Origin of the sequence: Psychroflexus planctonicus, from assembly GCF_014640195.1 — a bacterium.
Lineage (GTDB): Bacteria > Bacteroidota > Bacteroidia > Flavobacteriales > Flavobacteriaceae > Psychroflexus > Psychroflexus planctonicus.
Map to the genome: position 1 here is coordinate 212,873 of NZ_BMGM01000004.1, position 25,484 is coordinate 238,356.

Genomic DNA, 25,484 nt, shown 5'->3' on the forward strand with positions numbered 1-25,484 from the left:
TATTTATGACATTTATCAAAAATTTTAATTTTGTCAGTACACCTTTGCAATCTAGTTAAACAAAACATCACCTTAATTAATGCAAGAAAATTTAATACATTGGAGTAATCTAAAATCCGCATTCAAGGGCGAAATTCATTTAGATCCTTTACACCAAAGCATTTATGCTACAGACGCATCGGTTTATCGTAGTTTGCCGGTAGCTGTAGCTTTACCAAAAGACACTTCAGATTTACAAAACTTAGTGAAATTTGCTCAAAAGCATCAACTGAGTTTAATTCCACGAGCGGCTGGTACTTCTTTGGCTGGACAATGTGTAGGCAAAGGAGTGGTTGTAGATACTTCTAAATACTTCAATAAAATTATTGAAATCAATGCAGGTAAAAAACAAGTTAAGGTTCAGCCTGGTGTGGTTTTAGACGAATTAAACGCTGCTTTAAAACCCTATAATTTATTTTTTAGTCCCAATACTTCAACAGCAAACCGATGTACTGTTGGCGGTATGTTTGGGAATAATTCCAGTGGAACAACTTCCATAAAATATGGGGTAACTCGCGATAAAGTGATAGCTTCTAAAGTGGTGCTTGCAAACGCTACTGAAGCAGAATTCAAATGGATTGATAACGAAGAATGGCAAGAAAAATTGAAACTGAATTCCTTAGAAGGTAAAATCTACACTACTTTTTTTGCAATGAAAAAGGATGCAGAATTGCTTTCAGCCATCGAAGCTAATTTTCCCAATCCAAAAATACACCGAAGAAACACAGGCTATGCTTTAGATGAAGTTTTAATGAAGGATGAAAAAGGAATCAACATCAATACAATCTTAGCTGGAAGCGAAGGAACTTTATGCTTCACTACCGAAGTTACGCTGGCTTTAGACAATTTACCACCAAAAATCAATCGAATAATCGCTGCTCAATTCAATAGTGTAGAAGATGCTTTGGAAGCTGTTCAAGTAGCAATGCAACACGATTTGTTTACCTGCGAGTTGATGGATAAACGGATTTTAGATTGCACTAAAAACCAATTGTATTATCAACAACATCGCTTTTTTATTGAAGCTGATCCAGAAGCAATTTTACTGTTAGAATTAAAATCAGATTTCCAAGACGACTTAGCTAACCAAGTTGAAGAACTGCTAACCGATTTACAAAATTCATCACAAGCCTATGCGTTTCCAGTTTTACAAGGAGAAGATATTGCAAAAGCATTTGAACTACGAAAAGCGGGTTTAGGCTTATTGGGAAATGTAAATAGCGATAAAAAAGCAGTAGCTTGTATTGAAGATACAGCGGTTGCTTTAGAAGATTTGAGTAATTACATTAAAGAATTTTCTAGTTTAATGAAAAGCTTTGGTCAAGATGCAGTGTATTACGCACATGCTGGAGCAGGAGAGTTGCATTTAAGACCTATTTTAAATTTAAAAATAAGGGAAGATGTCCAACTTTTTCAACAAATTTCAGAAGCGGTTGCACAGTTGGTTAAAAAATATAATGGTTCGTTAAGTGGTGAGCATGGCGATGGTAAAGTACGTTCTTCTTTCATTAAAATGATGCTGGGCGATACCTGTTATTCCGCTTTAGAAAATGTGAAAAATGCATTTGATGAAAAGGGAATTTTTAACCCAAACAAAATTTTAAATCCTTTACCGATTCATCAAGATTTACGCTATGAAACCGACCGAGAAGAACCAGAAATAAATACGCAACTTCAATTTACAGAAGAAGGTGGAATTTTACGTGCAGCAGAAAAATGCAATGGTTCGGGAGATTGCAGAAAAAGCCATACAGCAGGTGGCGGAATGTGTCCGAGTTACCATGTTACTAAAAATGAAAAAGACACCACACGAGCAAGAGCCAATGCTTTGCGCGAATTTTTAACCCACGGTAAAAAGGAAAATAATTTTAATCATGAAGCTTTAAAAGAAACTTTCGATTTGTGTGTGGGTTGTAAAGCTTGTAAAAGTGAATGCCCGAGTAGCGTTGATGTTACAGCTTTTAAAACTGAATTTTTACATCAGTATAATCAAAGCAATTCCGTTTCGTTTAAAAATTGGTTTTTTGCCAACGTAGATCAAGTGAATTCATGGATTAAACCATTTTCTGGAATCTATAATTCGTTGATTTCAAATAACCTAATGAAAAGTGTTTTATATAAAACCATGGGAGTTCCTATGGAAAGGAGTTTACCTAAAATTGCTTCAAAAACACTCTTTCAACTAGTTGAAGCTGGAAAAATTAATTTAAAACCGAAACAAAACCCAATTAAACAGGTTTATATTTTTATTGATGAGTTTACTAATTATTACGATGTTGATATTGGCATTGCAGCAATTGATGTTTTAGTGAAATTAAATTACGAAGTAAAAATACTTCATCACAAACCCAGTGGGAGAGCTTTACTTTCTAAAGGATTTTTGAAAAAAGCTAAATTATTTGCGAATGAAAATATAGCATTGTTTAAAAACAAAATTTCTGCTGAAACGCCTTTATTGGGAATTGAACCTTCGGCTATTTTAAGTTTTAAAGATGAATACATTCGTTTAGCAAATGATGTGGAAGCTGCTAAACGCATAGCTCAACATACATTTTTAGTTGAAGAATTTTTAGTAAAAGAGATGGAACTTGGAAACATTAAAAAAGAGCAATTTACATCAGAAGTCACTCAAATGAAGGTGCACGTACATTGTCATCAAAAAGCATTGGCTTCAACTTTACCAACTTTTACTTTATTGAATTTTCCGGAAAACTACGATGTTAAATTAATACCTTCGGGTTGTTGTGGTATGGCAGGCAGCTTCGGTTACGAAAAAGAACACTACAAAGTTAGCTTGCAGATGGCTAATTTACAACTGATTCCTGCTGTACAAAAAACAGCAACTTCAACTCTAATTGTAGCGAACGGTCACAGTTGTCGGCATCAAATTAAAGATGCAACCCAACGGAAAGCAATACATCCTATTGAAGTGATAAAAGCAGCTTTGGTGTAAAATTATTCTTCTAAAGTTACTTGAAAAGTAGCTAATTCCTGTTCGATTAAAACCATAATGTCTTCTAAATTGAAATCAGGAATTTGGTTTAGTTCATCGCTAAAGTTTACATTTAAGTTGGTTTCACTTTGTACTAATCCCACTTCATTGGCAAAGTAATTAGTAGAATTTATTACTTCCTGAAATTCAATTACTTGAACTGTAATAGGAAATGGTAATGGCGGTACAGTTGTAGTAGCATCTACTCCTATAGAAACTATAAACTGCGATCCGATTACATCTTCATATATTTCACCATTAACATCAATTTCTTCTATGTTGCCAAGGCTTACACTTTCAATGCTTAAACTTAAATTTAGTGTAATGTTGTTGAACTCAGGTAAGGTTGTGTTTTGGTCTTCGCTAAACATCAAATCACCATCAATGGCATTATTGTTATAAATTACCACGTTTTCAAAATCGATATCAAAGTCAGGGATTTCTGTTTGATCTAGTCCTAAATCTACACTACCGGTAAGCAAGAGTTGATCTTCATTTTTATAAACTTGTCCATTAGAAAGAATACTTGTAAAAGAAACTCCAGTTTGGTTATTGTCTGAGTCTAGTAAAAAAACATTTCCGTTTTCGGTTTGTTCTTCATTAGCAACGCTAAGTGTTTCTTGAGTATCTTGCGTTTCATTATTTGCAGTTTGCTTGTTATTGTACTGCCATTGGTTTTCTACAACTAATGGAAAGTAGTTTTTAGGACTGTTATCTTGAGATGGATTATCATCGTCTGAAGAGCAATTCCAAAACAAGATAAGGCTTAAAAGAAGTAAAAATGTGTGGTTAATTCTATGTTTCATAAACAGATATTTCTTCAAATATAAAATTTTAGAAATTAATAGGATAATAAATTTCAGAACTAACTGGCAAACCATTAATTAATCCAGGCTCGAAACCCAAATCGCAAGTTTCAATTATTTGTTTTGCGGCTTCGTTTAAATATTCGTAATCGCTTTCTTCAATTTCAATATGAGTGATTTTTCCATCGGGATGAATTACAAAACGTAAAATTAGTTGATAATCTTTTCCGTCGATTAGTCGGTTGCTGTTTTGTTCAACAACAGCTTGATAACACCAAAAACCACGGTCTTTTAAATCAGGAAAATCAATTACTTCATCTAAATTATTATACGCTGCAACTTGCATTTTTTCTTCATCGAAACTAAAATCCATTTCGTTAATGGCTTGCTTTTCAATGTTAACAGCAGTTTTAATTTCAGTGTATCCGTTATGTTTAGTAATGGTTTTTAATGGAATTCCACCCTTGGTTTGTTTTAAAATTTCATTCCATTGCATGAAATAGTGCTTCGAAAAACGACTTGTATCTATGGTGATTTCATCTGAATAATAATTGATTTCTCCAGTAGTTGGATGGGTGGTCTTATAAGCTGAATAACCTAGAAAATCTTTGGTATGAGTATGATCGATTTGTAATTTTACATCCGACTTGAATTTTTCTAAATCGGTTTTTAAATAGAGATAATATGGACGATTTCCCATGCTAAAAAGCATTTTCTTTGAAGCTGGATCATACACATATTCTTCAATAATTTCTCCATTGCTATAGCTAACAGACTTGTATGCTTTTTCATTAATAGTATAACTTACACTATCTATTTTAGTTCCTTCTAGAACATCTTCGAGAGGTAGGTTGTTCTTGGTTTGGTATTCAAATTGGTATACTATTTTTCCGCTAAATTGAGCGTAAGTGAACTGGAAACAAATGAACATGAATAAAAAAAACAACGTATTTTTCATTTCTTGAATTTTTGAGTTTAGGTTTCAAGAATTAAGCCAAACTAAATGTGTAATCCGCATTCTGTTTTGGCTAAACCAACCCAGCGACCTTCTCTACTTTCGCCTTTAACTGTACAATGTTTACAACCAATGGAGTGGTAGCCTTCTTTTACCATAGGATGCGTTGGTAAGTTTTCTTGTTTAATAAAAGCATCTCGCTTGGCTGGATCTATATCAATAATTGGGTAAAAGCGTAAATTTCCTTTCTTTTCTTCAAAAATGCGTAAGCTTTTACGATGTTCGTTTTGTGAACGCATTAAACCCGAAGCCCAAACTGCATAATTTTTAGCCACAATAGAAAGCGGTTGAACTTTATTGATTTCACAACACAAGTCGGGATTGGTTTTCCAGAGTTGTTCTTTGTTTGCAGCTTGATTTTGTGCTTTGTTAGGTGTAATGTCTACTACATTTAAATTATATTTTTGGCTAAGAAATTGTTTGTAGTGCAAAGTTTCATCAAAGTGAAAACGGGTATCTATAAAATGAATTTCCTGTGCAGAATGTCCATATTTACTGAATAAATGTAAGAAAAAAGCCGAATTGGCAGCAAAAGAAGAAGTAACTAAAACCTGATTTACATCAAATTCTTTATAAAATTGTTCGATGCGTTGAGAAGGTAATAAATCCTTGTATCGTGCATTAAGTTCATCTAGAAATGAAGTGGTTTTAACTTCCATACTATTATTTCAAACCGTCAAAAATAGGATTCTATTCAAAAACTAAAGGCTGTATTTTTAAAAATTTAATTTTTCTCATGCGTAGGTTTCAACATTCTAGTAAATTTACTTTTTAAAATAATTCAAATAACAATACAATATGGCACTTATTAAATCGGTACAAAATCATACTCCACAGTTTGGCGAAAACTGTTTTTTAGCTGAAAACGCAACTATTATTGGAGAAGTAGAAATGGGAAACGATTGCAGTGTATGGTTTAATGCAGTTGTGCGTGGCGATGTACATTTTATTAAAATTGGAAACAAAGTAAATATTCAAGATCAGGTTATGATTCACTGCACCTACCAAAAAGCACCTACAAGCATCGGGAATAACGTATCTATTGGACATCGAGCTATCGTGCATGGATGTACAATACAAGATGATGTTTTGGTAGGAATGGGTGCCATTATCATGGATGGAGTTGTGGTTGAAGAAGGCAGTATTATTGCTGCGGGTGCCGTGGTTTTGGAAAATACTCGTGTAGAAAAAGGCAGTATTTATGCGGGTGTTCCAGCCAAAAAAGTGAAATCGGTAAGTCCCGAATTACTTTCTGACGAAATTAATAGAATAGCAGACAGTTACCTAATGTATGCAAGTTGGTACAAATAAAAGCCACATACAAATTTGCTAAGTCTTAGTTGCTTATCTTTGCCAAAAAAATAGAATTATGCTTGCCATTGGTGTTCACCATGAACTAACAATAGATCGCGATACAGAACCAGGATTGTTCTTGAAAGACGATCAAGATAACGAAGTCCTACTTCCCAATAAATACAAACCAGAACAATTTGAAATTGGCGATACCATTCGTGTTTTCGTGTATTTAGATCATGAAGAACGTCCCGTTGCTACCAACCTAGAACCCTACATTAAATTAGACGAATTTGCTATGCTTTCCTGCGTAGACATTAACAAATTTGGTTCGTTTATGGATTGGGGTTTAGAAAAACATCTCTTTGTTCCGTATATAGAACAAGCCAATAAAATGAAAGTAGGCGAACGCTACTTAGTTTTTTGTTACTTAGATGAAGAAACCAATCGGTTGGTAGCATCTTCTAAAGTACATCATTTTGTAGATAATGCTGAACTTACAGTTGAAGCTTTTGAAGAAGTAGATTTACTGATATCTAATCCAACAGACTTGGGCTACAATGCCATTATCAATGATATTCATTTGGGTTTGATTTTTGAAAACGATGTTCATCAAAAATTGAGAGTAGGAGATCGCCTAAAAGGTTTTGTAAAGAAAATTAGAGAAGGCAATAAAATAGATTTAAGCTTACAACGACCAGGTTACCGAAGTATAGAACCCAATGCAGAAAAAGTGCTAGAAGTTTTAAAAGAAACCGATGGATTTTTACCACTACATGACAAATCTGATCCTGAAATGATTAACAAGTTATTGAAGATGAGTAAGAAAGCATTTAAAAAAGCGATTGGAACTTTATACAAAAACAGACAAATTACCATCGAAAATGGCGTAGGTATTTCTTTGAAGGAGTAGTTCACTAGGACTAAAACTTATTTCATCAGATCAAAATTTACTTGTTTTTATTAAAACTTAGATTGGTTCATAAATATATGATTGCCAATTTTTTACGGTTTATATCTTTTTAAAAAAATATTTGATACTTTTGTATTAGTATCATGAATTTAACTAAGAACATATTAAGAAATATACCCAACTACTATTTTTGGGACTTGGATGTGTCAAAGCTTGACATTCAGAAGGATTGTCATGTAATCATATCACGGATTCTTATGTTTTCAGATTACTCAAACTACAATAAAAACATATTGTTCTTAGAAGACCTATATTGTAAAGAAACAATTCAGAGAGTTCTTTCAAATACATTTGAACGAATTCCTGATGATATTTGCCAGCTTTTAGCTAAGCGTTATCATATTCGTGTGAAAAGTAAATTCAACAAAAATGTATATCTCTAATGAATTAGAGAAGATTATTAAAGAATTACAGGAATTAAATTCGTTAAGGAACTTCTATTTAGCTGGGGGAACAAATTTAGCTATACGCTACGAACATAGAGAATCTGTTGATATTGACTTGTTTTGTGAAAGTATTATAGGCTTTGAAGGATTTAAGCTAATTGAAAGGGAAATAAATAAGAAGTTTAAAGACAGACTTCTGTATATTGGCTACCCAACCAAACAAACTGAAGAACTCATCTTTTTAAGGACTATAATTTCAACTGGATTAATTAATATTAAAGTTGAAGTTTTACAAGGATTTAAATTGTTAAAACCAATCGAGCTGATCAATGGAATAAGATTAGCTAGCGAAGTAGATGTAGGACTTTTTAAATTAGATGCGCTAGCCAACAGATTTGCTGAAAAAGATTTGTATGATTTAGACTATATTACAGATCATCCAAATCAAACTTTACATACGCTAATGAAGTTATATAAAAAGCGAAAAAATTATTATCTAGAAAATAATCTGAACACAATATTTACTTTGTCAAATCAATTTTGCCCTATTGAAAACCCAGAAATGTTAATTTTAGAAAACCACAAGCAATTAAAAGATGATTTCCCCATTCATTCAGATTCACGACTTAGAAATAATAAAACATCTTTTATTTACCATAGGTCTAACTGGAAGGTGAAAGTAAAAACTTATCTGAATAACAAGTAAGATTATACAATTAAAAAATATCCCAAATTTTTCTTCAAGTTTGTAAGATTATCCTAGCCCCGATAGAAATAAAAAGCCCGCAAAGACAGAAATTCACAAAACTAGCATCAAAAAAGCGACTTTACGAAGCTCTTTTTGATGCTTATTTTTTGTTATTGATGTCTGAGGACTTGAAATGAATAGCGGGATGAGCTCCTTATATCAACTTTTAATAGCTTAGTAAAACAAGTATCTATTTGCTCTTAACCTGCCATAACTTGTTCCTTGGTAAAAAGTTGGATTCCATTGTGCAGAAGAATGGTAGTAATTGTTTTGCCATCCGTAAGGTTGATAATTGTAGGGTTGCCTAAAGTCTACACCAGCTTCTGTAGTCATCGATTTCTTTTTTAGTCCAGATTTGTAATTTTGTGAAATCCGAATCTGTTGTTGATTTATCCTTGATTGATAAATTTGAGCTAAGTAATTTCTTTCGGATTCTTTACGCTGCACTTGCTCTGCCATATTGATGTTTCTTCTTTGGCTAGAAGTAGCGTAAATATTGGTAGGAATGTATATTGGCCTTAAATTTCTTTTGAAAGTCTGATCGTACAAAACAGAAATAGTGGGTCTAGTTTCTAAATCGAAAAAACGCACTCTATCTTCCTGAGCAGTCATTTGAGAAGGAATGAAAGCTATACTAAAAACAATAATTTGGAGTGGTTTATACATTTTCTTCTTTCCAATCTAAAATACTAGTTTCTTGCCATAAGGATGGAAAAAATGATCTTTGTTGATGCCTTGGGTGTAAATATTTTTGCCATTTAGAGCCGCCTGTAGCTGCTTTATTTTCTCCTTTTTTGTTTAAGTATTTTTGTGCTGTTCTAAGGTGTGTTAACGGCCAACTTACATTGTAATTGTAGTCAAAATCACGCATAGCATTGAGTAAGTCTTCGCTCGGATTTTTCATTTCTGAAAATTGTTCATGAATGGTCTTGCCTTTAACTTCTTTAGCTAGATTTATAAATTTATCTAAGTATTTATCTTCAAATGTTTTTAATGTTAGGGACTTTTCTCCTGTTTTTCGATTATGTCCTGCATCTTTCCAATAAATATGCTCGAAATAATCTTCAATTCTTGGTTTTGTTGGTAATCTGGATTTACCTTTTTCATTTACTAAATTTTCTAACTCAGTACAGTAAATTTCTAAAAATCGAAATTGGGCACTTTGAAATCCACTGGCAGGCGCCAAGCTTAAGCGAAATACATTGTAATCTTCATAACTCATACCGTCTTTCATTACCGAAAAAGAAGTAATTAACATGTCGGTATAGCGGGTTAAACGCTGCATTTTATCAATCAATAAATTTTCTGAAGATCCTGAATTTATGAGTTGTTGCAATTCATGAATCATTAATTTTAATACCAATTCTGTAATTTGGTGGTAGCCTATAAAAACCACTTCATCTTTAAAATGAGTTCTTGGTTTTTGTAAAGCTAACAAGGTTTCCACTTCAATATAATCCCAATAGTTTATGGGCTTGGCATGCAACAAACCTTCTAAGTAAGTATCAGGATTTTCACCTAAAGATTCATATTTTGTTACCAACTTTTCAATTAAGTCTTGTGTTTTGCCCATACTTTTTCAATTTCGACAAATTTATTATAATTATTTGCTATTTTGAAGCTTATCTTCATTTTGTTGAATAGAATATTGGAAAAACAAATTCTTTTTAATTGATAAATAGATTCAACTTATAAACCTATTTCAACAAAGGATTTTTCTATGATTTAGTTTCATAAAAACGTAGTATTTTTGTAACAAATTTGAAAATTATGTCAGAACAAATCGAACGAATTAAATGTCTTATTATAGGATCTGGACCAGCTGGATATACAGCTGCAATTTATGCTGCTAGAGCAGACTTAGACCCAGTAGTTTATACAGGAATGGAGCCTGGCGGACAACTAACTACCACCACAGAAGTAGAAAACTTTCCAGGTTATCCAGATGGAATTGATGGACCAAAGATGATGACAGAGTTGCAAGCGCAAGCAGAGCGATTTGGAACTGATGTTAGAATTGGAATGGCAACTAAAGTTGAACTTTCTGAAAAAGAAGGTGGCATTCATAAAGTACAGATAGACAACAAAACTTGGATTGAAGCGGAAAGTATCATTATTTCCACAGGTGCTTCAGCTAAATATTTAGGTATAGAAAGCGAGCAACGCTTACGCGGTGGTGGCGTTTCTGCTTGTGCTGTTTGTGATGGATTTTTCTATAAAGGCCAAGATGTAGCTATTGTTGGTGGAGGAGACACCGCGGCTGAAGAAGCTACCTATCTTGCTAAAATTTGTAATAAAGTAACGATGTTGGTTAGACGTGGAGAAATGAGAGCATCTAAAGCCATGCAAAATCGCGTTTTTAATACCAAAAACTTAGACGTTAAATTTTATACTGAAATAGATGAAGTTCTAGGTGAACAAGTAGTAGAAGGTTTACGAATGATTAATAACCAAACCAAAGAAACCGAAGAAATTAAAATAACAGGATTGTTTATTGCCATTGGGCACAAACCCAATACCGATATTTTTAAGGGTTTTCTTGATATGGATAAAACAGGTTACATTATTACTCAAGGTAAAACCACTAAAACCAATATTCCTGGTGTATTTGCCAGTGGAGATGTGCAAGATAAAGAATACAGACAAGCGGTTACTGCAGCTGGCACAGGTTGTATGGCCGCCTTAGATGCAGAACGCTACTTGGCCAGTTTAGAAGGAGATGAAGAAGAAAAAGTAAGCGAAGAAGAGTTTGTAAATTAAACCGAATTCTTAATCAACTAAAAGCGCTTCAATTTTAAGTTGAAGCGCTTTTTTTATGTTTGTTGAAATTATTGCTAAAAATCCATGGGAACTTCCATCATCAAAATTTCGGACTTCGCTTCAATATGCATTTGAAATTCTTCTGTTTCCCAAATTCCAAAGGCGTCTTTTTGATTTAAAACTTGGTTTTCAATTTGTGCTTTTCCTTTCAAAATAAAGACATAAACTCCGTTTTTTGTATCTTTTAGATTGAAGTTTTTTTGAAGTGTTTCGTCAAACCTTCCCAAATAAAACCAAGCATTTTGATGTATCCAAACCCCATCATCATCAGGATTTGGCGAAAGAATCTGACCAAATTGATTATGAACTTTTTCTGGATCAATTTTTTGTTGGTCGTATCTAGGTTGTACATTTTTTTTGTTTGGAAAAACCCAAATTTGCAAGAAGTTTACTGGAAGATCAGCATTTTTATTTTTCTCGCTATGTTGCACACCTGTTCCACCGCTCATGACTTGAATTTCCCCCGATTTAATAATGGATTTGTTACCCATGTTGTCTTGGTGTTCTAAGTCTCCAGACAACGGAATAGAAATAATTTCCATATTTTCATGCGGATGTGTTCCAAAACCCATATTTGGGGCAACTACATCGTCATTTAAAACGCGCAACGCACCAAAATTCATATTATTGGGGTCAAAATAAGAAGCAAAACTAAAACTGTGGTGTGTGTTTAACCAACCGTGATTAGCATGGCCTCGTTTGTTTGCAGGGTGAAAAGTTGTCTTCATTTTTTGGTTACAAAATAAAATAAATCAACTACTAGTAACTATACTTTTTCAGTGAAAATTGTTCTGATGTTATAAAGAAAGCTTATGAATTACAGACTGATTTGTAAACCTGTAGTAGCTGTTTAAACCGTAAAAATGAAGAACAATTAACTTTTTTTCAAGTAGTATTTTTCTTTGAAAGCAGAATCTATTTCTTTGCCATCTTGGCTGAGCATTAACAATGAATTTTCTTCAACTTTAAACTTGTATTCGCTTTTAGTTTCGCTAGCTTTTAAGTGAATGTAATTTCCATTTTCAACCCACTTGTAAACTCCTTTGTCTTCGAAAACTTCATCGCTCTTATCTACATAAATGTATTTTGCATGAAAGGTTTGGTCTTTGTTTATAGCAACTTTAAAGCGTATAAACGAACAATCTGCGCAAGGTAGATTTCCTGAATAGGTTCCTGCATAATCTAAGGCAGTTCTGGCATTATGTTCATCTTTAAACTCCTTAGATTGTTCTTCGTTGCTATTGTTATCTTTGTTTTTTGGATCGTCTTGACAGCTAATTAACGCGATAAATAAACTGAAAACTAATAATTTTTTCAACATGTATTTTTGTTTTAAACAAAGCTAAATATTTAATTTGAATAGAGTCAAAAGCGGTTAGAAATTATTTTCTTCTAATTTTCCATAAAATTTCTTCTAAGCCATTTACTTTTAATTCTAATACTTCTTGCATTTGCAAACCGAGTTTATTGTCAGGAAAGCCTTTCTGCTTAAACCAAATGAGATAGGCTTCTGGTAAGTCACTTAAATATGAACCTTTAAATTTCCCAAAATGCATTTTAGCAAAAGCCAATTCTTCCAGTTTTTTAGGATTCAATTTCATATTTATTTGAATAAGTGGTTAAAAAAAGCATTGATGAATTTTATTGAAGTAAGCGATTTAATGATGCTCAAATCTTCTACGTAATTGGTTTCTTCATCTAAAAACCTAAGTAATGTTTGAATGTTGTTTTTAGCATAGAGCTTGTAAAATACTTTTTCGCCAAGATGATTGTTTTCGTATAAAACATTTAAAAAAAGCGTATCGTAATGCTTGTATTTTGGATGCGAAAGCTTGTGAATAGGTGAAATATTATCTTTTAAATTCTTGACAATTTTCTGAGCTTTTTTCTCAGCATTTTTAAAAGAGTAACCTGATGATGCTTTTACCCAACCACCTGCAGTACCAATTTGGATAATTTTTTCAGTGTGATTCTCATCGAAGTTGTAATTACTCATCGGAATAATTCCTTTTTCTTGGTCTATAATTTCATATTCATCGGTTGTATATTGGTCTTGAATATATTTTTTTAAGAATTCATCGTATGTTTTATCTTCAACTAGCTCGGGTGTAAAATAAGTGTATTCAACCAGTGCTATGTTTTCCGAAACAGGTAAAACATATACAAAACTAGTTAAGTCTCCATCTTTATAGCGGTAATCCATCATGGTAAATTCAGAAGGATCAAAAGTTGCTTTTTTAGTTTTAATAAACCAACCTTTAAAATGTTGGAGTAGTGTAAAATCAGCTTGGTTTTTAATTGTATTGAAATCAGGAATCCGACTATTAAAAACTAACTTTGAAGTGTACTCACTTTCAGATGTGCTAATATGTACCAGATTTTCGTGCTCTGAAATATCTACTACAGCTTCATAAATAACTTCTACGTTTGAAGCGTTTTCAAGTTGTTGATAAGCATAGGTGTAGAAATCTATTGACCGAAGCATTTTGTAAGAGTACGGATTCAACTGTAAATCTACTTTTTGATTTTGGGCATAAATCTTTCCTTTAGACCAAGCTTTGTAAATCAATTTATCCCATTTTCCTTTACCATCTTCCCAAAAAGACCAAGTTTTATCGTTTTCGGTTTTTGGCCCTTTTTCAAATAAAGCAATTTTATAATCTTTAAAATATGCATCATTTACTAAAGCCAAGGCAAGATGTAAACCAGAAACACCACCGCCAACTATGCCAATATCGAATTTAGAAGTAGACATAGAAGTAGATAAAAAATACGAGTTGAACAAAATAAATATGAAGGCTGATAAATAAATTGCCTTTCAGTTTTAAGCCACTAAATAAAAGGTGAAATAAAAATGCTATAATTCCCCAGGCAATGTAATTATCAATAGGAGCGTAGCCGCTATTAAATTCCCAAAAGTCGAAAATAGGAGCGGAGGCTTCCATTAAAACATCTAGAAATAACATTAAAAAGGTACCGATTAGTGCTTTAAAAAACCAATTTTCGGTAAGGTAATTGGCCATAGCTCCTGTTGTAAAAGTTAGTAGAGCCCAATTAAGCCCAATTAACCACGGAACTCCACCGATTTTTGGTCCCATATTTTCACCATAACTGTAGTCTCCAAAAAACAAACCATAGTTCACGCCCAGATATTCTACTACAATTCCTAAAGTGGCTAAGACCAAAAAAGTAGCCCATAATTTAATGGAATTTACAGGGAAGAAAATAATCAGAATTAATCCTACAATGAGTAAATTTAAACTGGTTCGGCTGGCAAACCAATCCATGTAACCCAAGCTAATACCAAGGATTCCACTGATGTGGAAAAGCCATAAAATACCTGCTGCTAAAGTGTAAGCATACTTTTGTTGGTTAATAATTTTCATTTACGCATTGGGTATTAAATCGGCTACAATTTTTGCTGAAAGTAAACATAAAGGAATTCCGCCACCTGGATGCACAGAACCACCACAAAAATATAGATTTTTGTATTGTGATGAAAAATTAGGATGCCTTAAAAATGCAGCCCATTTGCTATTGCTTGAAGCACCATACAACGATCCACGATGAGAACTGGTTTCGTTTTCAATAGAAACAGGTGTCCAACAGTATTCGGTTTCAATTAAATGCGAAACATCTACACCCAAACATTTTTCAATCTTTTTTAAAATTGCAATCTTTGCTTTTACTTTCAATTTTTCCCAATCTTGCCCATAGTTTGCTGGTACATTTATCATTACAAACCAATTTTCAGCACCTTTTGGTGCATCGGTTGGGGTTTCTTTTGAAGTAATATTGATGTACACCGTTGGATCTTCAAACAATTCCTTTTTATTGAAAATATAATCGAATTCGGTTTTGTAATCTTCTGAAAATAAGATGTTGTGTAAATCTAATTCAGGGAATTCTTTTTTAATTCCCCAATAAAAAATCAAAGCCGAACTAGAGCGTTCCTGTTGAAGCGTTTTTTCTGGTTTTTTAGCATCTTTCAATAAATTGCGATAGCTGTTGAAAACATCCATATTGGAAACTACTAAATCTCCATCAAATGTACCTTGATCAGTTTCTATTCCAACTACTTTTTCACCTGAACTTATAATGTTATTTACTTTTGTATTCAAATGAAAACGCACTCCTTTTTCTTCAGCAAATCGAGTTAGGCTTTGTGAAATTTCATGCATTCCGCCTTTGGGATAAAAGGTGCCAAAATGCATTTCTAAATGTGGAATCATAGACATGATGCCAGGCGTTTTGTATGGCGAAGAACCATTGTAAGTAGCAAAGCGATTGAACAATTGTACTAATTTCGGGTTTTTGAAGTATTTTTCATTTACCGCATTCAAATTCTCTGAAAGATTGAGTTTATAGAGCTGCGTTATGGCTTTAAAAGTGTCTTTAGTAAAATAGGTTTTAGCTTGATGAAGCGATCTTTCCAAAAATAAACTCGCCGTTAAATCGTATTTTTCTTTATTTCTTTCTAAATAGTTTTTTATGTTTTCTTCATTTTCACCAAAAGTTTTGGCGGCTTCAACTATAAAATCATCAACCTGAGCATTTGCTTGAAATTGTGTTCCATCTTCCCAAAAATAATTGCAAACCCGATTTTTTTTGATGTATTCAAAATGTGTTTCAGGCTTTTCATTATACAATGTAAAGATTTCGTCTACAAAATGTGGCATGGTAAAAAGCGAAGGACCCAAATCAAAACGGTATCCGTCTTGTTGAATGGCATGTAACTTACCACCTGTGTGTGGGCTTGCTTCAAAAATAGCCACTTGAAAGCCTTTTTTTTGAAGTCTTAAAGCCGCTGCAATTCCAGCAATTCCAGCGCCAATAATCAAGGCACGCTGTTTATTCATATTTTATTTTTGTTTTAAATAACGCAAAGGTGGTACAAGCATCCCGAAGCATTCGCTTTCTTCTTTTCCTAAATGCTTGTGGTGAATTTTGTGCGCTCTTCTAATGGATTTTGCATACCAATGATTGGCTTTTCTAAAAAGTTTGAAACGTTGGTGAATAAATATGTCGTGTACTAAAAAATAAGTTGCTCCATAAGCGGCAATTCCAGCACCAATGGCATTGCCAAAAGCTACATAATCTGTCATAAAAAAGAACATGCTTATTGCTGCATAAAAAACAAAGAACAAATCGTTTCTTTCCCACCAAGAATTATGGTCTTTCCGATGATGGTCTTTGTGTAAAACCCATAAAAAACCATGCATTACATATTTATGAGTAAACCAAGCCATGAATTCCATTCCGGCAAAAGTTCCAAAAAATATTAATATTGAATATATAATATTCATACTTAGTTATGCTTTTTTAAATTAAATTTAATCTACACGAAATAAATGATTTTGCTAGCAAACTAGCTTTTGTGTAATTGGGCACGCTAATGCGCGTGTTTTTAATTTCTAACGAAGGGGTTGCTTTTAGTTTGTGCAATAATTTTAAATAGTAAATATAAGCCGTGTATACTCCAAGTTTGGCTTCCACTGGAAGTTGTGTAATTCCGCGTAAGCCTGCTTGAAAATCGGCTTCAATTTCATCGATGATTTCTTGTTTTGTTGCTTCGTCAAGTTGTTCTAAGTTGGCATTAGGAAAATAAGACCTACTCAATTCTTCGTAATCTGCTTTTAGGTCTCTTAAAAAGTTCACTTTTTGAAATGCTGAGCCCAATTTCATAGCATCGTTTTTTAATCTGTGGTACATTTCATCATGTCCTTTTACAAAAACTTTTAAGCACATTAGGCCCACAACATCGGCACTTCCGTAAATGTATTCTTCGTATTCTTCTTGTGTTTTGTAAGTAGATTTAGATAAATCTTTTCGCATGCTTTCCAAAAAGGCATTGTATAATTCAGCTGGAATTTGATATTTATGAACTGTTTCTTGAAACGAATTTAAAATGGGGTTCAAACTAATTTTCCGATCGATTGCTTTATACAATTCCAATTCAAATTCATCTAACAATTCATTTTTATTAAATTCATGAAAAGTATCTACAATCTCGTCTGCAAAGCGAACAAATCCATAAATGTTATAAATATCCTGCCTAATGGAAGGAGCAAGTAATTTTGTTGCAATTGAAAAAGACGTGCTGTAAGATTGGGTTACCCGCTTACTACAGTCTCTTGCAACTTGGTCAAAAATCGATTTCATAGCAATTTTTTTTAGTTCTTTTCAATTAATTCTGAAACCAACTTCCCAGAGATAAGAGCTGGTGGCACTCCTGGTCCTGGAACGGTTAATTGGCCTGTAAAAAACAAATTGTCAACTTTTTTACTTTTTAACTTAGGTCTTAAAAAAGCGGTCTGCAATAAAGTATTTGCCATACCATAAGCATTACCGCCATAAGAGTTGTAGTCTTTTTTAAAATCGTCTACGCAAAATGTTCTTTTAAATATAATATTATTTTTAATACTTTCCCCAGTTAATTTTTCGAATCTAGAAATAACAATGTCGAAATATTGTTCTCTCAATGCTTCTGTGTCTTCTAAACCAGGCGCAATTGGCACCAAGAAAAATGCATTTTCGCAGCCTTTTGGAGCTGTAGAAGGATCGCTTAGCGAAGTAAAATTAGCGTAAAACAAAGGTTCGGTTGGCCACTTAGGGTCTGAATAAATTTCTTCTGCGTGTTGTTCAAAGTCCACATCAAAAAATAAATTATGATGATTTACTTTAGTTAGTTTCTTATCTATACCTAAATAAAATAGGAGAGAAGAAGGCGCAAAGGTTTTCTTTTTCCAGTATTTTTCTGAATATTGACGATGATGTTCGTCAAGAAGCGTTTCCGTATGGTGATAATCTGCTCCGCTTAAAATGATATCTGCTTGAACTGTTTTACCATTGCACACTAAACCAACTGCTTTTCCATTTTTCACTTCAATTTTTTCAATATTTGCTTTGGTTTGAAACGCTACCCCTAAAGATTTGGCTAGTTTTTCCATTGCAGCCACTACTTGGTACATTCCACCTTTTGGATGCCACGTGCCTAAACCAAAATCTGCATGATTCATAAAATTGTAAAAGGATGGGGTATCGCTTGGTTTTGCTCCTAAAAATAAAACTGGGAATTTTAAAATTTGTCTTAGTCTTTCGTTTTTAAAATCCTTGTCCACATCGTCAGAAATGTTTCCAAAAAATTGATTTACTCTTTTAGCTGTTTTCCAAGTTACCAACTCCATTGGAGATACGCCTGGCTTGTACACTAAGTCTTTGATGGCAATATTGTAATTGTCTAAAGCTTCATCCATAAACTTTTTTAATTTTCTAGCTGAATGATTTTCTTCAGCTTCAAAAACTTTAAAAATTTTATCTAGTGAATCTTCAATATCAATTTTATCATTTTCTCCAAAATATACGGAGTATGCGGGATTTAATTTATCTAATTGATAGAAGTCTGAAACTTGATGATTAAAATCAGCAAAAAAACGTTCAAAAACATCAGGCATCCAATACCAAGATGGTCCCATATCAAAGGTAAATCCTTCTGCTTTATATTGGCGAGCTCTTCCGCCTATGCTATCGTTTTTTTCAAAAACTTGTACTTTAAATCCAGCTTTGGCAAGGTAACAAGCTGCAGATAAGGATGAAAATCCAGATCCAATTATGGCAACCGATTTAGGCATATTACAAATTGAGTGTTAGTTCGTTTATATTTTTGAAAGCTCTTACTCTTTCTGGTAACGTAACATTATTGTCTATTAATTCAACAGCTTTTCTTCCCAATAACCAATACTCACATTCTTTAGAAGTACAGATTTCAGTATTGAAACGTTTAATATATTCTTCTACATTTTCAGGTTTTACTGTCAAGTAGCTAACAAATGTTGTGTTATCGAATATTTTTGAAAGATAATCTAAATCTTCCATGGGTAGACTTTGTCCTAGAAATATTACTTTATAGCCATGTAACAAAATTTCGTAATTAGCGTAAAATAAGCCTACATCATGAATTTCTTCATTAGGTAGGAATAATACAAAAACGCGATTTGTTTTTGCAGGTTGTTCTCTTTGTAGCATTTCAATATTAATGAATAGCTTTTGTTTGATTAGAGACGAAATAAACTGTTCGTGCGCTGGAGTAATTGTTCCTGCCTGCCACAATATACCTATTTCTTGTAAGAGTGGTATAAAAACCTGATTGTAAATATCTCTAAAGGTTAGCTTTTCTAGCAAGCCGTCATAAGTTCTCAAAAACAAAGGCTGATCGAAATTCATCATAGCCACCTTAAGCGATTTAACTGCTCTATTAGTGTTACTTTTACTGGTGGTAATACGTTGCACTAGCTCCGAAATTTCACCGTTTGTCATTTTGGAAATACGCGAAATTTTATAACCGTTTTCGTTTAGAAAAGCGATATTTAAAATCTTTTGTAGTCCGCTAACACCGTATGTCCTAATGTTGGTATCAGTACGGTTTGGCTGTAAAACACCATAGCGTTTTTCCCACATACGAATGGTATGTGCTTTTATACCGCTGAGCGATTCTAAATCTTTAATACTGAAATTTTGTTTAATATTTCCCATAGTTTCATTTAACAATTCCAAAAATATTTTATTTTGGAATATTTTGTTCAAAAAATGAAGTTAAAAATTAAACAAAATAATTTAATAATGTATAATCATTTGTTAATGGCAATTGAGACCTTCTATTTATGCTCTTTTGAAATGAATAAGTTGGTGTTTTATTTAAACTCTGCTTCTTCATCAGATTCAATTCCAAGTGCTTCGTAAATATAGTCAAAGGTAGAAAGTAGTTGTGGTTTACCATTAATCAAGGCCACATCGTGTTCAAAGTGAGCGCTAGGCAAACCATCGGATGTGAGTATTGTCCAGCCATCAGGAAGTTGTTTTATACGTTTTGTTCCCATATTAATCATGGGTTCTATGGCAACAACCATTCCTTCTATAAATTTTTTACCACGACCACGTTTACCATAATTTGGCATTTCTGGATCTTCGTGCATTGTTTTTCCTAGTCCATGTCCAACTAATTCTCTAACCACACCATAGCCATTTTGTTCTGCATGTTTTTGGATAGCAAAACCAACATCGCCAACTCGATTTCCTTCTTTAAATTGTTTAATGCCTTTATATAGTGATGCTTTAGTAACTTCTAAAAGCTTTTTTACTTCAGCAGAAACTTCGCCAACTTCAAAAGTATAGGCGTGGTCTCCATAATATTCATTTTTAATGGCTCCACAATCTACAGAAATAATATCTCCTTCTTGCAGTGGATTTTTATTAGGAACACCATGAACAACTTGTGCATTTGGACTTACACACAAAGTGTTTGGAAAATCGTATAAACCTAAAAATCCAGGTACGGCATTATGGTCTCTTATAAATTCTTCTGCTTTTTTATCTAAACTTAATGTAGTTACACCTGGTTTAATTTCTTTGGCAATCATGCCTAAAGTTTTGGAGACGATGAGTGCGCTTTCTCGCATGAGCTCAATCTCTTCTGGACTTTTAGATATAATCATTTATTTGGTATTCAATTTATTCAATAATTTTTTTAATATTCCTTCCTTTTTTGGAATTGTAACCGGACTTAAATTTTCACCTACTAATTCCTTATATACATTTCCCCAGCCAATAAAACCACCAACGTTTCTATCGTCTATAAATATATCTGCTGCAATTTTTCTACTTATAGTTTCATCAAACTCTTCCTCGGGATAACTTTTGTTTACCGCATAAAATTCAATTCCGTGGTCTTTACAAAACTCAACAGCTTCATCTAAACGTTTGCCAGAACGGTAAGTCCATAAAATTAAAGTAAATCCTTCATTTTGCAATTTTTTCAGTGTTTCAAATGCAAATAAAATTGGTTTACCAATTTTAGGATATTTACTCTCTACAATTGTTCCATCAAAATCTACGGCAAGTGTTGGTTTTGAGTTCGAAATCATCTTATATTAGTTTAAAACTTGTAGCTGTGTTGGTAATCTTCATCTGAAAGAATAGATAATACATCGTCTTCTAAGGTTTTTACGGCAAATTCTACAAACCGATTTAAGTATGTATTGTCTTCGTAAAATACAAAGGTAGGTACCATTTGTATATCTAATTCTTTAGCTTTTTTTTCAGTTAAGTTGGGTACAATTTTGTCTCTGTCTAAGCCAATTAACTTTACATTATTCATGTTGAAATTGCTTATTTCTAAGAGTTTAATTAACCTAGGAACTTCGCGTTGGCTATCAGGACACCAAGTGCCAAAATAAATTTCAATTTTTAAATCTCTGTTTTTTGCTTTTTTTGAAATGGATTCTACAATACTTATGTCTGGTTTATAAGAATTGAAATTTTCTTTGTACCATTCAAAATCTTCAATATCACTTAATTTCAGTTCACCTAAAAGAATTGTTTCTTGTTCTTCTAGCGAATTTTCATCTTGTAAACTGGGTTGGCATTCATTCGCATAAATGAAAGATAGACCAGCTATTAGCAAGGTAATGCTAAAATATTTTCTTAACTTTTTCAATCTACAAGGGATTTTTGGGTCATTAATTCTGGCTGTTCAATTTCCATCAATTTTAATATTGTAGGAGCAATGTCGCCTAAAATACCATTTTTTATGGTTTTAATTTCTTTGTCTACTAAAATTATAGGAACTGGATTAGTAGTATGAGCTGTGTTTGCGCTTCCATCAGGATTAATCATGGTTTCTGAGTTTCCGTGATCTGCAATTACAATCATACTATAATTGTTGGCTTCGGCTTTTTCAATTAATTCTCCAAGACAGGTATCTACTGTTTCACATGCTTTTACAGCAGCTTCAAAAACTCCTGTATGGCCAACCATGTCTGGATTAGCAAAATTAATACACATGAAATCTGAAGATTGGTCTTCAATTTCTGAAATCAGTTTGTCTTTCAATTCAAAAGCGCTCATTTCAGGTTGTAAATCGTATGTAGCTACTTTAGGAGAATTTACCATGAGTCTTTTTTCTCCACGGAAAGCTTCTTCTCGGCCGCCAGAAAAAAAGAAAGTTACATGTGGATATTTTTCTGTTTCTGCAGCTCGAAGTTGTGTTTTTCCTTTGGCTTCTAAAACTTCGCCTAGAGTGGCTTTTATATTTTCTTTTTTATAAACTACATTGATGTTTTTAAAAGTATCATCATACTTCGTCATAGTAACGTAGTATAAAGGTAGAGTGTGCATGTCAAACTCTGGAAAATCTTGTTGACTTAAAGCTTGAGTTAGCTGGCGACCACGGTCTGTTCTAAAATTAAAAAACACAACTACATCTCCTTCACTAATTTTAGCAACTGGCTTGTTGTTTTCTGTTATTACAATTGGTTCGATAAATTCATCTGTTACCTTGTTGTCGTAACTTTCTTGAATAGCTTCTAATGGATTTTCGGTGGAAGCGCCTTTACCATTAACCAGTAATTGGTAGGCTTTATTAACGCGTTCCCAGCGTTTATCTCTGTCCATGGCAAAATACCTACCTATAATAGTTGCTAACTTTGTTTGATTTTGCTTAAAATAAGGTAATAAATCTTCAATAAATCCTTTAGCTGAATTAGGGTCTACATCACGGCCATCGGTAAATGCATGGACATATTTTTTAGTAATTCCGTAGTCTTCAGCAGCTTTAACTAAACCTTTCAAATGATTGATATGCGAGTGTACTCCGCCATCACTAACCAAACCTAAAAAATGAACCGACTTGTCTTTTTCTTTAGCATACTGAAAGGCTTGTTGTAAAACGGGTTCTTCTTTTAAGGTGTCTTTTTCTACAGCTATGTTTATTTTTACCAAATCTTGGTAAACAATTCTGCCAGCGCCTAAGTTCATATGTCCTACTTCGCTATTTCCCATTTGTCCTTCTGGTAAACCTACATGCAATCCATCTGTTCTAAGCTTTGCATTTGGATACTTTTTATATAAAGCGTCCATCACCGGAGTTTTGGCCTGATCTACAGCAGAAGTTTTTTGGTCTGGAGAAATTCCCCAACCGTCTAAAATGGTTAATATTACTTTCTTACTCATCGCTAATATTTATTTGTAATGTGCTAAAATAATCAATCTAATCTTTTTTATCCTTTATCTTTAAGAAGCTTTTTTATCTTAAACTAGAATTTATGCCTTCAACATAATCAGAAATGTACTTTTCAAAGAAATTTACGTCCATGTTTTCTAAGCCTTTTATTTTTTCTGAATTTAATTTTTTAGCCATATTTAGTTCAAGGTATTCTTGTAAGTATACTTTTGCTTTGGGTATATAGCTATAATGCCAAGGTTCATATTCATAACCAGTTCTTTCCTGATTATTTGTGTAGGTTAAGTAAAATCCGAATGAAGCAGCATTTTCTTGCATCCAAAGGTGTAAATTCGAAAATATTCCTTCTTTTTTGAAATGATTTGGTTGTAAAACATCTTCAACTTTATGGTTTGTACTTCTTTTTTCAATCAGATCGATGTCGGTTCCCCAATGGTGTCTAGAAGTTCCTGGTATTGAAGAATATTGTGTAATTTGGCGGATGGTTTCCATTTCACTTAAGTTGGTTTGTTGAAGCTTTAAAAACTTTGCTTCAAAAATTTCTTTTTGCCTGGTGAAACTTCTAAAAGCAGATATCAATTGTATTTGAATGCCATCTTTTCTAGTTGCTTTTTTCATTAATTGAAACTGAGCAGCGGTTTCATTTTCTAAATAATGATCGCCAAGTTTTGTGAATTGTGAAAGCTTACTTTTTCCCATTAAAAAATCTTTTTTAGATTTAGTTGAGTAGGGAATTAGCCGTGGTAGGAAATGAATAGCTAAAATTGACTTCCCTAGATATAATGCAAACTTTCTTCTATTCATAACTTTTCAACATCAACTGGTGTGGTCCAACATAAGGAATTTCAAAAGGTTCCCCATAAGCTTTAAAACCGAATTTCTGGTAAAAATCTACAGCGCTTACTCTCGCATTACACCAGATATTTAATATTTTGTTTGTCTTTAAAAATTCGGGTAAAAATTCCATTAGCGATTTTCCAAGTTTATTTCCTTGAAATTGATCTAGAATTGCCATTCCACGTAATTGATAGGCATATAATTTTTGCACGATCACTTTTTCATTGTTCACTAAAGTGCAAATTCCAGCTAAATTATTATCTAAAAAAACACCTAAATGAAAGGTGCTTTCTAGATAATCTCCTGTAAAATAACAAGTTTCAATAGGTTTGTTTTTGCGTAAAACAGCATGCCGAATTGGGATGGTCTCTGCTACTGAAATTTGTTTAATAGTCATTTTACATATTCTTAAAATGATCGTCTACAATTCCGTATGCAATAGATTCATCTGCATCCATCCAATAATCTCTTTTGAAATCGTCCATTACTTTTTCGAATTTTTGTCCACAGTTTTCAGCTAAAATTTTCGCACTTAACTCTTTTGTTTTTAAAATTTCTTTAGCTTGAATTTCAATATTAGAAGCCTGACCTTGTGCGCCACCCATAGGTTGGTGAATCATAACTTTTGCAAGTGGTTGTATAAAACGTCTCCCTTTTTTTCCAGCAGAAAGTAAAATAGAACCCATTGATGCGGCAAGACCGCTACAAATTGTACTAACTGGACTTTTCAAGGACTGAATTGTATCGTAAATGGCAAAACCGTCTGTAACATAGCCACCTGGACTGTTAATGAAGAACTTAATTTCATCATGGTTTTCCATATCTAAGTACAGTAATCGATCTATTACATGTTTTGCAGATTTTCCATCTACTTGTCCGTTTAAAAAAACGGTTCTATGTTCTAAAAATTTTTGTTCAATTAAATCTTCAACTTTTCCTTTTTTTGAACTCATTCTCGATGTTTTAAATTGTTTTAATGGCCGTAAAGTTACATTTAATTAGAGATTTGAAGTTTAGATTGCTTTACAATTAACAAAAACTTTTGTTGCTTTTTTTTCTGAATTAATTTTATATTTGCAATAATTGCGGGAGTAGCTCAGTTGGTAGAGCGTCAGCCTTCCAAGCTGAATGTCGCCGGTTCGAACCCGGTCTCCCGCTCAACGAAACCTTACTTGAAAATGAGTAAGGTTTTTTTATTGAAGAAGTTTGAAAATATTTGCCGGGTGAGAAGTATATGCTCGAGAAATCGAGTAAACCCGGTCTCCCGCTCAACGAAACCTTACTTGAAAACGAGTAAGGTTTTTTTATTGAAGAAGTCTGAAAATACTTGCCGGGTGAGAAGTTTATTCTCGAGAAATCGGGTAAACCCGGTCTCCCGCTCAACAAAACCTTACTTGAAAATGAGTATGGTTTTTTTATTGAAGAAGTCTGAAAATACTTGCCGGGTGAGAAGTTTATGCTCGAGAAATCAGGGTAAATCCAGTCTCCCGCTCAACGTATTGAAATTGTACTGCAATTGAATCTGTCATTTCCGCACGAACTAAAGCGAGACGCGAAAT

The 25,484-nt window shown here is 33.2% G+C and carries 28 protein-coding genes and 1 tRNA gene; 7 read left to right on the top strand and 22 right to left on the bottom strand.

All coding sequences use genetic code 11. The features are described 5' to 3' along the window. Nucleotides 1–79: 79 nt before the first annotated feature. Nucleotides 80–2,992 (top strand): FAD-binding and (Fe-S)-binding domain-containing protein, encoded by a 2,913-nt coding sequence (locus IEV72_RS05830; protein ID WP_188458155.1) that lies wholly within the window; start codon nt 80–82, stop codon nt 2,990–2,992. A gap of 2 nt (nt 2,993–2,994) precedes the next feature. Here the strand turns inward: IEV72_RS05830 and IEV72_RS05835 are convergent, their stop codons facing one another. From IEV72_RS05835 to IEV72_RS05845, 3 genes are read right to left on the bottom strand one after another with little or no spacing between them, the layout of a single operon-like run. Then, entirely contained in the window at nt 2,995–3,837 is an 843-nt protein-coding gene (locus tag IEV72_RS05835; protein WP_188458156.1) for a hypothetical protein, read from the bottom strand. Between the two features lie 28 nt (nt 3,838–3,865). Next, nucleotides 3,866–4,795, bottom strand: a complete 930-nt coding sequence (locus tag IEV72_RS05840; protein ID WP_188458157.1) for an energy transducer TonB — start codon at nt 4,793–4,795, stop codon at nt 3,866–3,868. A 41-nt stretch (nt 4,796–4,836) separates the two neighbouring features. Beyond that, nucleotides 4,837–5,511, bottom strand: coding sequence for a phosphoadenylyl-sulfate reductase (locus tag IEV72_RS05845; protein WP_188458158.1), 675 nt, complete (start codon nt 5,509–5,511; stop codon nt 4,837–4,839). Between the two features lie 139 nt (nt 5,512–5,650). Here IEV72_RS05845 and IEV72_RS05850 point away from each other — a divergent pair, with 139 nt between their 5' ends. From IEV72_RS05850 to IEV72_RS05860, 4 genes are all read left to right on the top strand, one after another. After that, on the top strand, nt 5,651–6,163 hold the full coding sequence (locus tag IEV72_RS05850; RefSeq protein ID WP_188458159.1) for a gamma carbonic anhydrase family protein: 513 nt from the start codon (nt 5,651–5,653) through the stop codon (nt 6,161–6,163). 58 nt (nt 6,164–6,221) lie between these two features. Further along, nucleotides 6,222–7,058: a CvfB family protein gene (locus tag IEV72_RS05855; RefSeq protein WP_188458160.1), complete on the top strand. Its 837-nt coding sequence runs from the start codon at nt 6,222–6,224 to the stop codon at nt 7,056–7,058. 143 nt (nt 7,059–7,201) lie between these two features. Next, a complete protein-coding gene (locus IEV72_RS13745; protein WP_373283991.1) occupies nt 7,202–7,501 on the top strand; it encodes a DUF6922 domain-containing protein in 300 nt (99 codons plus the stop codon). Then, entirely contained in the window at nt 7,488–8,210 is a 723-nt protein-coding gene (locus IEV72_RS05860; protein ID WP_188458161.1) for a nucleotidyl transferase AbiEii/AbiGii toxin family protein, read from the top strand. The genes IEV72_RS13745 and IEV72_RS05860 overlap by 14 nt, the downstream gene beginning before the upstream one ends. A gap of 216 nt (nt 8,211–8,426) precedes the next feature. Here IEV72_RS05860 and IEV72_RS05865 read toward each other — a convergent pair whose 3' ends face one another. Further along, on the bottom strand, nt 8,427–8,918 hold the full coding sequence (locus IEV72_RS05865; RefSeq protein ID WP_188458162.1) for a hypothetical protein: 492 nt from the start codon (nt 8,916–8,918) through the stop codon (nt 8,427–8,429). After that, nucleotides 8,911–9,825, bottom strand: a complete 915-nt coding sequence (locus tag IEV72_RS05870; protein WP_188458163.1) for a tryptophan 2,3-dioxygenase family protein — start codon at nt 9,823–9,825, stop codon at nt 8,911–8,913. The genes IEV72_RS05865 and IEV72_RS05870 overlap by 8 nt, the downstream gene beginning before the upstream one ends. Before the next feature lie 197 nt (nt 9,826–10,022). On the opposite strand from IEV72_RS05870, the gene trxB reads away from it, so the two are divergent. Beyond that, complete coding sequence (gene trxB / locus IEV72_RS05875; RefSeq protein WP_188458164.1) at nt 10,023–11,012, top strand: thioredoxin-disulfide reductase; 990 nt, start codon at nt 10,023–10,025, stop codon at nt 11,010–11,012. A 74-nt stretch (nt 11,013–11,086) separates the two neighbouring features. Here trxB and IEV72_RS05880 read toward each other — a convergent pair whose 3' ends face one another. The 17 genes from IEV72_RS05880 to IEV72_RS05960 form a co-directional block, all read right to left on the bottom strand. Continuing rightward, nucleotides 11,087–11,800 (bottom strand): pirin family protein, encoded by a 714-nt coding sequence (locus IEV72_RS05880; RefSeq protein WP_188458165.1) that lies wholly within the window; start codon nt 11,798–11,800, stop codon nt 11,087–11,089. A gap of 146 nt (nt 11,801–11,946) precedes the next feature. Beyond that, nucleotides 11,947–12,393 (bottom strand): copper resistance protein NlpE, encoded by a 447-nt coding sequence (locus IEV72_RS05885; protein ID WP_188458166.1) that lies wholly within the window; start codon nt 12,391–12,393, stop codon nt 11,947–11,949. A 61-nt stretch (nt 12,394–12,454) separates the two neighbouring features. Beyond that, on the bottom strand, nt 12,455–12,673 hold the full coding sequence (locus IEV72_RS05890; RefSeq protein ID WP_188458167.1) for a DUF3820 family protein: 219 nt from the start codon (nt 12,671–12,673) through the stop codon (nt 12,455–12,457). Nucleotides 12,674–12,675: 2 nt separating this feature from the next. Beyond that, complete coding sequence (locus IEV72_RS05895) at nt 12,676–13,827, bottom strand: lycopene cyclase family protein (protein WP_188458168.1); 1,152 nt, start codon at nt 13,825–13,827, stop codon at nt 12,676–12,678. After that, the gene (locus tag IEV72_RS05900; RefSeq protein ID WP_188458169.1) at nt 13,814–14,458 is read right to left on the bottom strand and encodes a carotenoid biosynthesis protein; all 645 of its coding nucleotides are present in this window, start codon (nt 14,456–14,458) and stop codon (nt 13,814–13,816) included. Before IEV72_RS05900 ends, IEV72_RS05895 begins: the two co-directional genes overlap by 14 nt. Then, nucleotides 14,459–15,931 (bottom strand): 1-hydroxycarotenoid 3,4-desaturase CrtD, encoded by a 1,473-nt coding sequence (gene crtD / locus IEV72_RS05905; RefSeq protein ID WP_188458170.1) that lies wholly within the window; start codon nt 15,929–15,931, stop codon nt 14,459–14,461. A 3-nt stretch (nt 15,932–15,934) separates the two neighbouring features. After that, nucleotides 15,935–16,378 (bottom strand): sterol desaturase family protein, encoded by a 444-nt coding sequence (locus IEV72_RS05910; RefSeq protein ID WP_188458171.1) that lies wholly within the window; start codon nt 16,376–16,378, stop codon nt 15,935–15,937. A gap of 16 nt (nt 16,379–16,394) precedes the next feature. Next, nucleotides 16,395–17,234, bottom strand: a complete 840-nt coding sequence (locus tag IEV72_RS05915; RefSeq protein WP_188458172.1) for a phytoene/squalene synthase family protein — start codon at nt 17,232–17,234, stop codon at nt 16,395–16,397. Between the two features lie 11 nt (nt 17,235–17,245). Then, the gene (gene crtID, locus IEV72_RS05920; RefSeq protein ID WP_188458173.1) at nt 17,246–18,703 is read right to left on the bottom strand and encodes a bifunctional phytoene desaturase/3,4-desaturase; all 1,458 of its coding nucleotides are present in this window, start codon (nt 18,701–18,703) and stop codon (nt 17,246–17,248) included. A gap of 1 nt (nt 18,704) precedes the next feature. Beyond that, complete coding sequence (locus IEV72_RS05925; RefSeq protein WP_188458174.1) at nt 18,705–19,604, bottom strand: MerR family transcriptional regulator; 900 nt, start codon at nt 19,602–19,604, stop codon at nt 18,705–18,707. Nucleotides 19,605–19,762: 158 nt separating this feature from the next. After that, entirely contained in the window at nt 19,763–20,563 is an 801-nt protein-coding gene (map, locus tag IEV72_RS05930; RefSeq protein ID WP_188458175.1) for a type I methionyl aminopeptidase, read from the bottom strand. Next, entirely contained in the window at nt 20,564–20,992 is a 429-nt protein-coding gene (locus IEV72_RS05935; RefSeq protein ID WP_188458176.1) for a BT0820 family HAD-type phosphatase, read from the bottom strand. It lies immediately after the preceding gene. An 11-nt stretch (nt 20,993–21,003) separates the two neighbouring features. Then, nucleotides 21,004–21,564: a thioredoxin family protein gene (locus IEV72_RS05940; RefSeq protein WP_188458177.1), complete on the bottom strand. Its 561-nt coding sequence runs from the start codon at nt 21,562–21,564 to the stop codon at nt 21,004–21,006. Then, nucleotides 21,561–23,078: a 2,3-bisphosphoglycerate-independent phosphoglycerate mutase gene (gpmI, locus tag IEV72_RS05945; protein ID WP_188458178.1), complete on the bottom strand. Its 1,518-nt coding sequence runs from the start codon at nt 23,076–23,078 to the stop codon at nt 21,561–21,563. The genes IEV72_RS05940 and gpmI overlap by 4 nt, the downstream gene beginning before the upstream one ends. Nucleotides 23,079–23,151: 73 nt before the next feature. Next, nucleotides 23,152–23,892 (bottom strand): M15 family metallopeptidase, encoded by a 741-nt coding sequence (locus IEV72_RS05950; RefSeq protein ID WP_188458179.1) that lies wholly within the window; start codon nt 23,890–23,892, stop codon nt 23,152–23,154. Then, nucleotides 23,885–24,322: a GNAT family N-acetyltransferase gene (locus IEV72_RS05955; RefSeq protein ID WP_188458180.1), complete on the bottom strand. Its 438-nt coding sequence runs from the start codon at nt 24,320–24,322 to the stop codon at nt 23,885–23,887. The genes IEV72_RS05950 and IEV72_RS05955 overlap by 8 nt, the downstream gene beginning before the upstream one ends. A gap of 1 nt (nt 24,323) precedes the next feature. After that, a complete protein-coding gene (locus IEV72_RS05960) occupies nt 24,324–24,878 on the bottom strand; it encodes a ClpP family protease (protein ID WP_188458181.1) in 555 nt (184 codons plus the stop codon). A gap of 132 nt (nt 24,879–25,010) precedes the next feature. Here IEV72_RS05960 and IEV72_RS05965 point away from each other — a divergent pair. Continuing rightward, nucleotides 25,011–25,083, top strand: a tRNA-Gly gene (locus tag IEV72_RS05965). Nucleotides 25,084–25,484: the final 401 nt, after the last annotated feature.

Bases quoted from the DNA above. Each gene is read 5' to 3' on its own strand.
- IEV72_RS05885 (WP_188458166.1), bottom strand. From the start codon at position 12,393: ATGTTGAAAAAATTATTAGTTTTCAGTTTATTTATCGCGTTAATTAGC.
- crtD (WP_188458170.1), bottom strand. From the start codon at position 15,931: ATGAATAAACAGCGTGCCTTGATTATTGGCGCTGGAATTGCTGGAATT.
- IEV72_RS05845 (WP_188458158.1), bottom strand. From the start codon at position 5,511: ATGGAAGTTAAAACCACTTCATTTCTAGATGAACTTAATGCACGATAC.
- IEV72_RS05935 (WP_188458176.1), bottom strand. From the start codon at position 20,992: ATGATTTCGAACTCAAAACCAACACTTGCCGTAGATTTTGATGGAACA.
- IEV72_RS05860 (WP_188458161.1), top strand. From the start codon at position 7,488: ATGTATATCTCTAATGAATTAGAGAAGATTATTAAAGAATTACAGGAA.
- IEV72_RS05850 (WP_188458159.1), top strand. From the start codon at position 5,651: ATGGCACTTATTAAATCGGTACAAAATCATACTCCACAGTTTGGCGAA.
- crtID (WP_188458173.1), bottom strand. From the start codon at position 18,703: ATGCCTAAATCGGTTGCCATAATTGGATCTGGATTTTCATCCTTATCT.
- IEV72_RS05960 (WP_188458181.1), bottom strand. From the start codon at position 24,878: ATGAGTTCAAAAAAAGGAAAAGTTGAAGATTTAATTGAACAAAAATTT.
- IEV72_RS05835 (WP_188458156.1), bottom strand. From the start codon at position 3,837: ATGAAACATAGAATTAACCACACATTTTTACTTCTTTTAAGCCTTATC.
- IEV72_RS05870 (WP_188458163.1), bottom strand. From the start codon at position 9,825: ATGGGCAAAACACAAGACTTAATTGAAAAGTTGGTAACAAAATATGAA.
- IEV72_RS05900 (WP_188458169.1), bottom strand. From the start codon at position 14,458: ATGAAAATTATTAACCAACAAAAGTATGCTTACACTTTAGCAGCAGGT.
- IEV72_RS05910 (WP_188458171.1), bottom strand. From the start codon at position 16,378: ATGAATATTATATATTCAATATTAATATTTTTTGGAACTTTTGCCGGA.
- IEV72_RS05865 (WP_188458162.1), bottom strand. From the start codon at position 8,918: ATGTATAAACCACTCCAAATTATTGTTTTTAGTATAGCTTTCATTCCT.
- IEV72_RS13745 (WP_373283991.1), top strand. From the start codon at position 7,202: ATGAATTTAACTAAGAACATATTAAGAAATATACCCAACTACTATTTT.
- IEV72_RS05890 (WP_188458167.1), bottom strand. From the start codon at position 12,673: ATGAAATTGAATCCTAAAAAACTGGAAGAATTGGCTTTTGCTAAAATG.
- IEV72_RS05955 (WP_188458180.1), bottom strand. From the start codon at position 24,322: ATGACTATTAAACAAATTTCAGTAGCAGAGACCATCCCAATTCGGCAT.
- IEV72_RS05950 (WP_188458179.1), bottom strand. From the start codon at position 23,892: ATGAATAGAAGAAAGTTTGCATTATATCTAGGGAAGTCAATTTTAGCT.
- map (WP_188458175.1), bottom strand. From the start codon at position 20,563: ATGATTATATCTAAAAGTCCAGAAGAGATTGAGCTCATGCGAGAAAGC.
- IEV72_RS05880 (WP_188458165.1), bottom strand. From the start codon at position 11,800: ATGAAGACAACTTTTCACCCTGCAAACAAACGAGGCCATGCTAATCAC.
- IEV72_RS05895 (WP_188458168.1), bottom strand. From the start codon at position 13,827: ATGTCTACTTCTAAATTCGATATTGGCATAGTTGGCGGTGGTGTTTCT.
- IEV72_RS05840 (WP_188458157.1), bottom strand. From the start codon at position 4,795: ATGAAAAATACGTTGTTTTTTTTATTCATGTTCATTTGTTTCCAGTTC.
- IEV72_RS05830 (WP_188458155.1), top strand. From the start codon at position 80: ATGCAAGAAAATTTAATACATTGGAGTAATCTAAAATCCGCATTCAAG.
- trxB (WP_188458164.1), top strand. From the start codon at position 10,023: ATGTCAGAACAAATCGAACGAATTAAATGTCTTATTATAGGATCTGGA.
- IEV72_RS05855 (WP_188458160.1), top strand. From the start codon at position 6,222: ATGCTTGCCATTGGTGTTCACCATGAACTAACAATAGATCGCGATACA.
- IEV72_RS05925 (WP_188458174.1), bottom strand. From the start codon at position 19,604: ATGGGAAATATTAAACAAAATTTCAGTATTAAAGATTTAGAATCGCTC.
- gpmI (WP_188458178.1), bottom strand. From the start codon at position 23,078: ATGAGTAAGAAAGTAATATTAACCATTTTAGACGGTTGGGGAATTTCT.
- IEV72_RS05915 (WP_188458172.1), bottom strand. From the start codon at position 17,234: ATGAAATCGATTTTTGACCAAGTTGCAAGAGACTGTAGTAAGCGGGTA.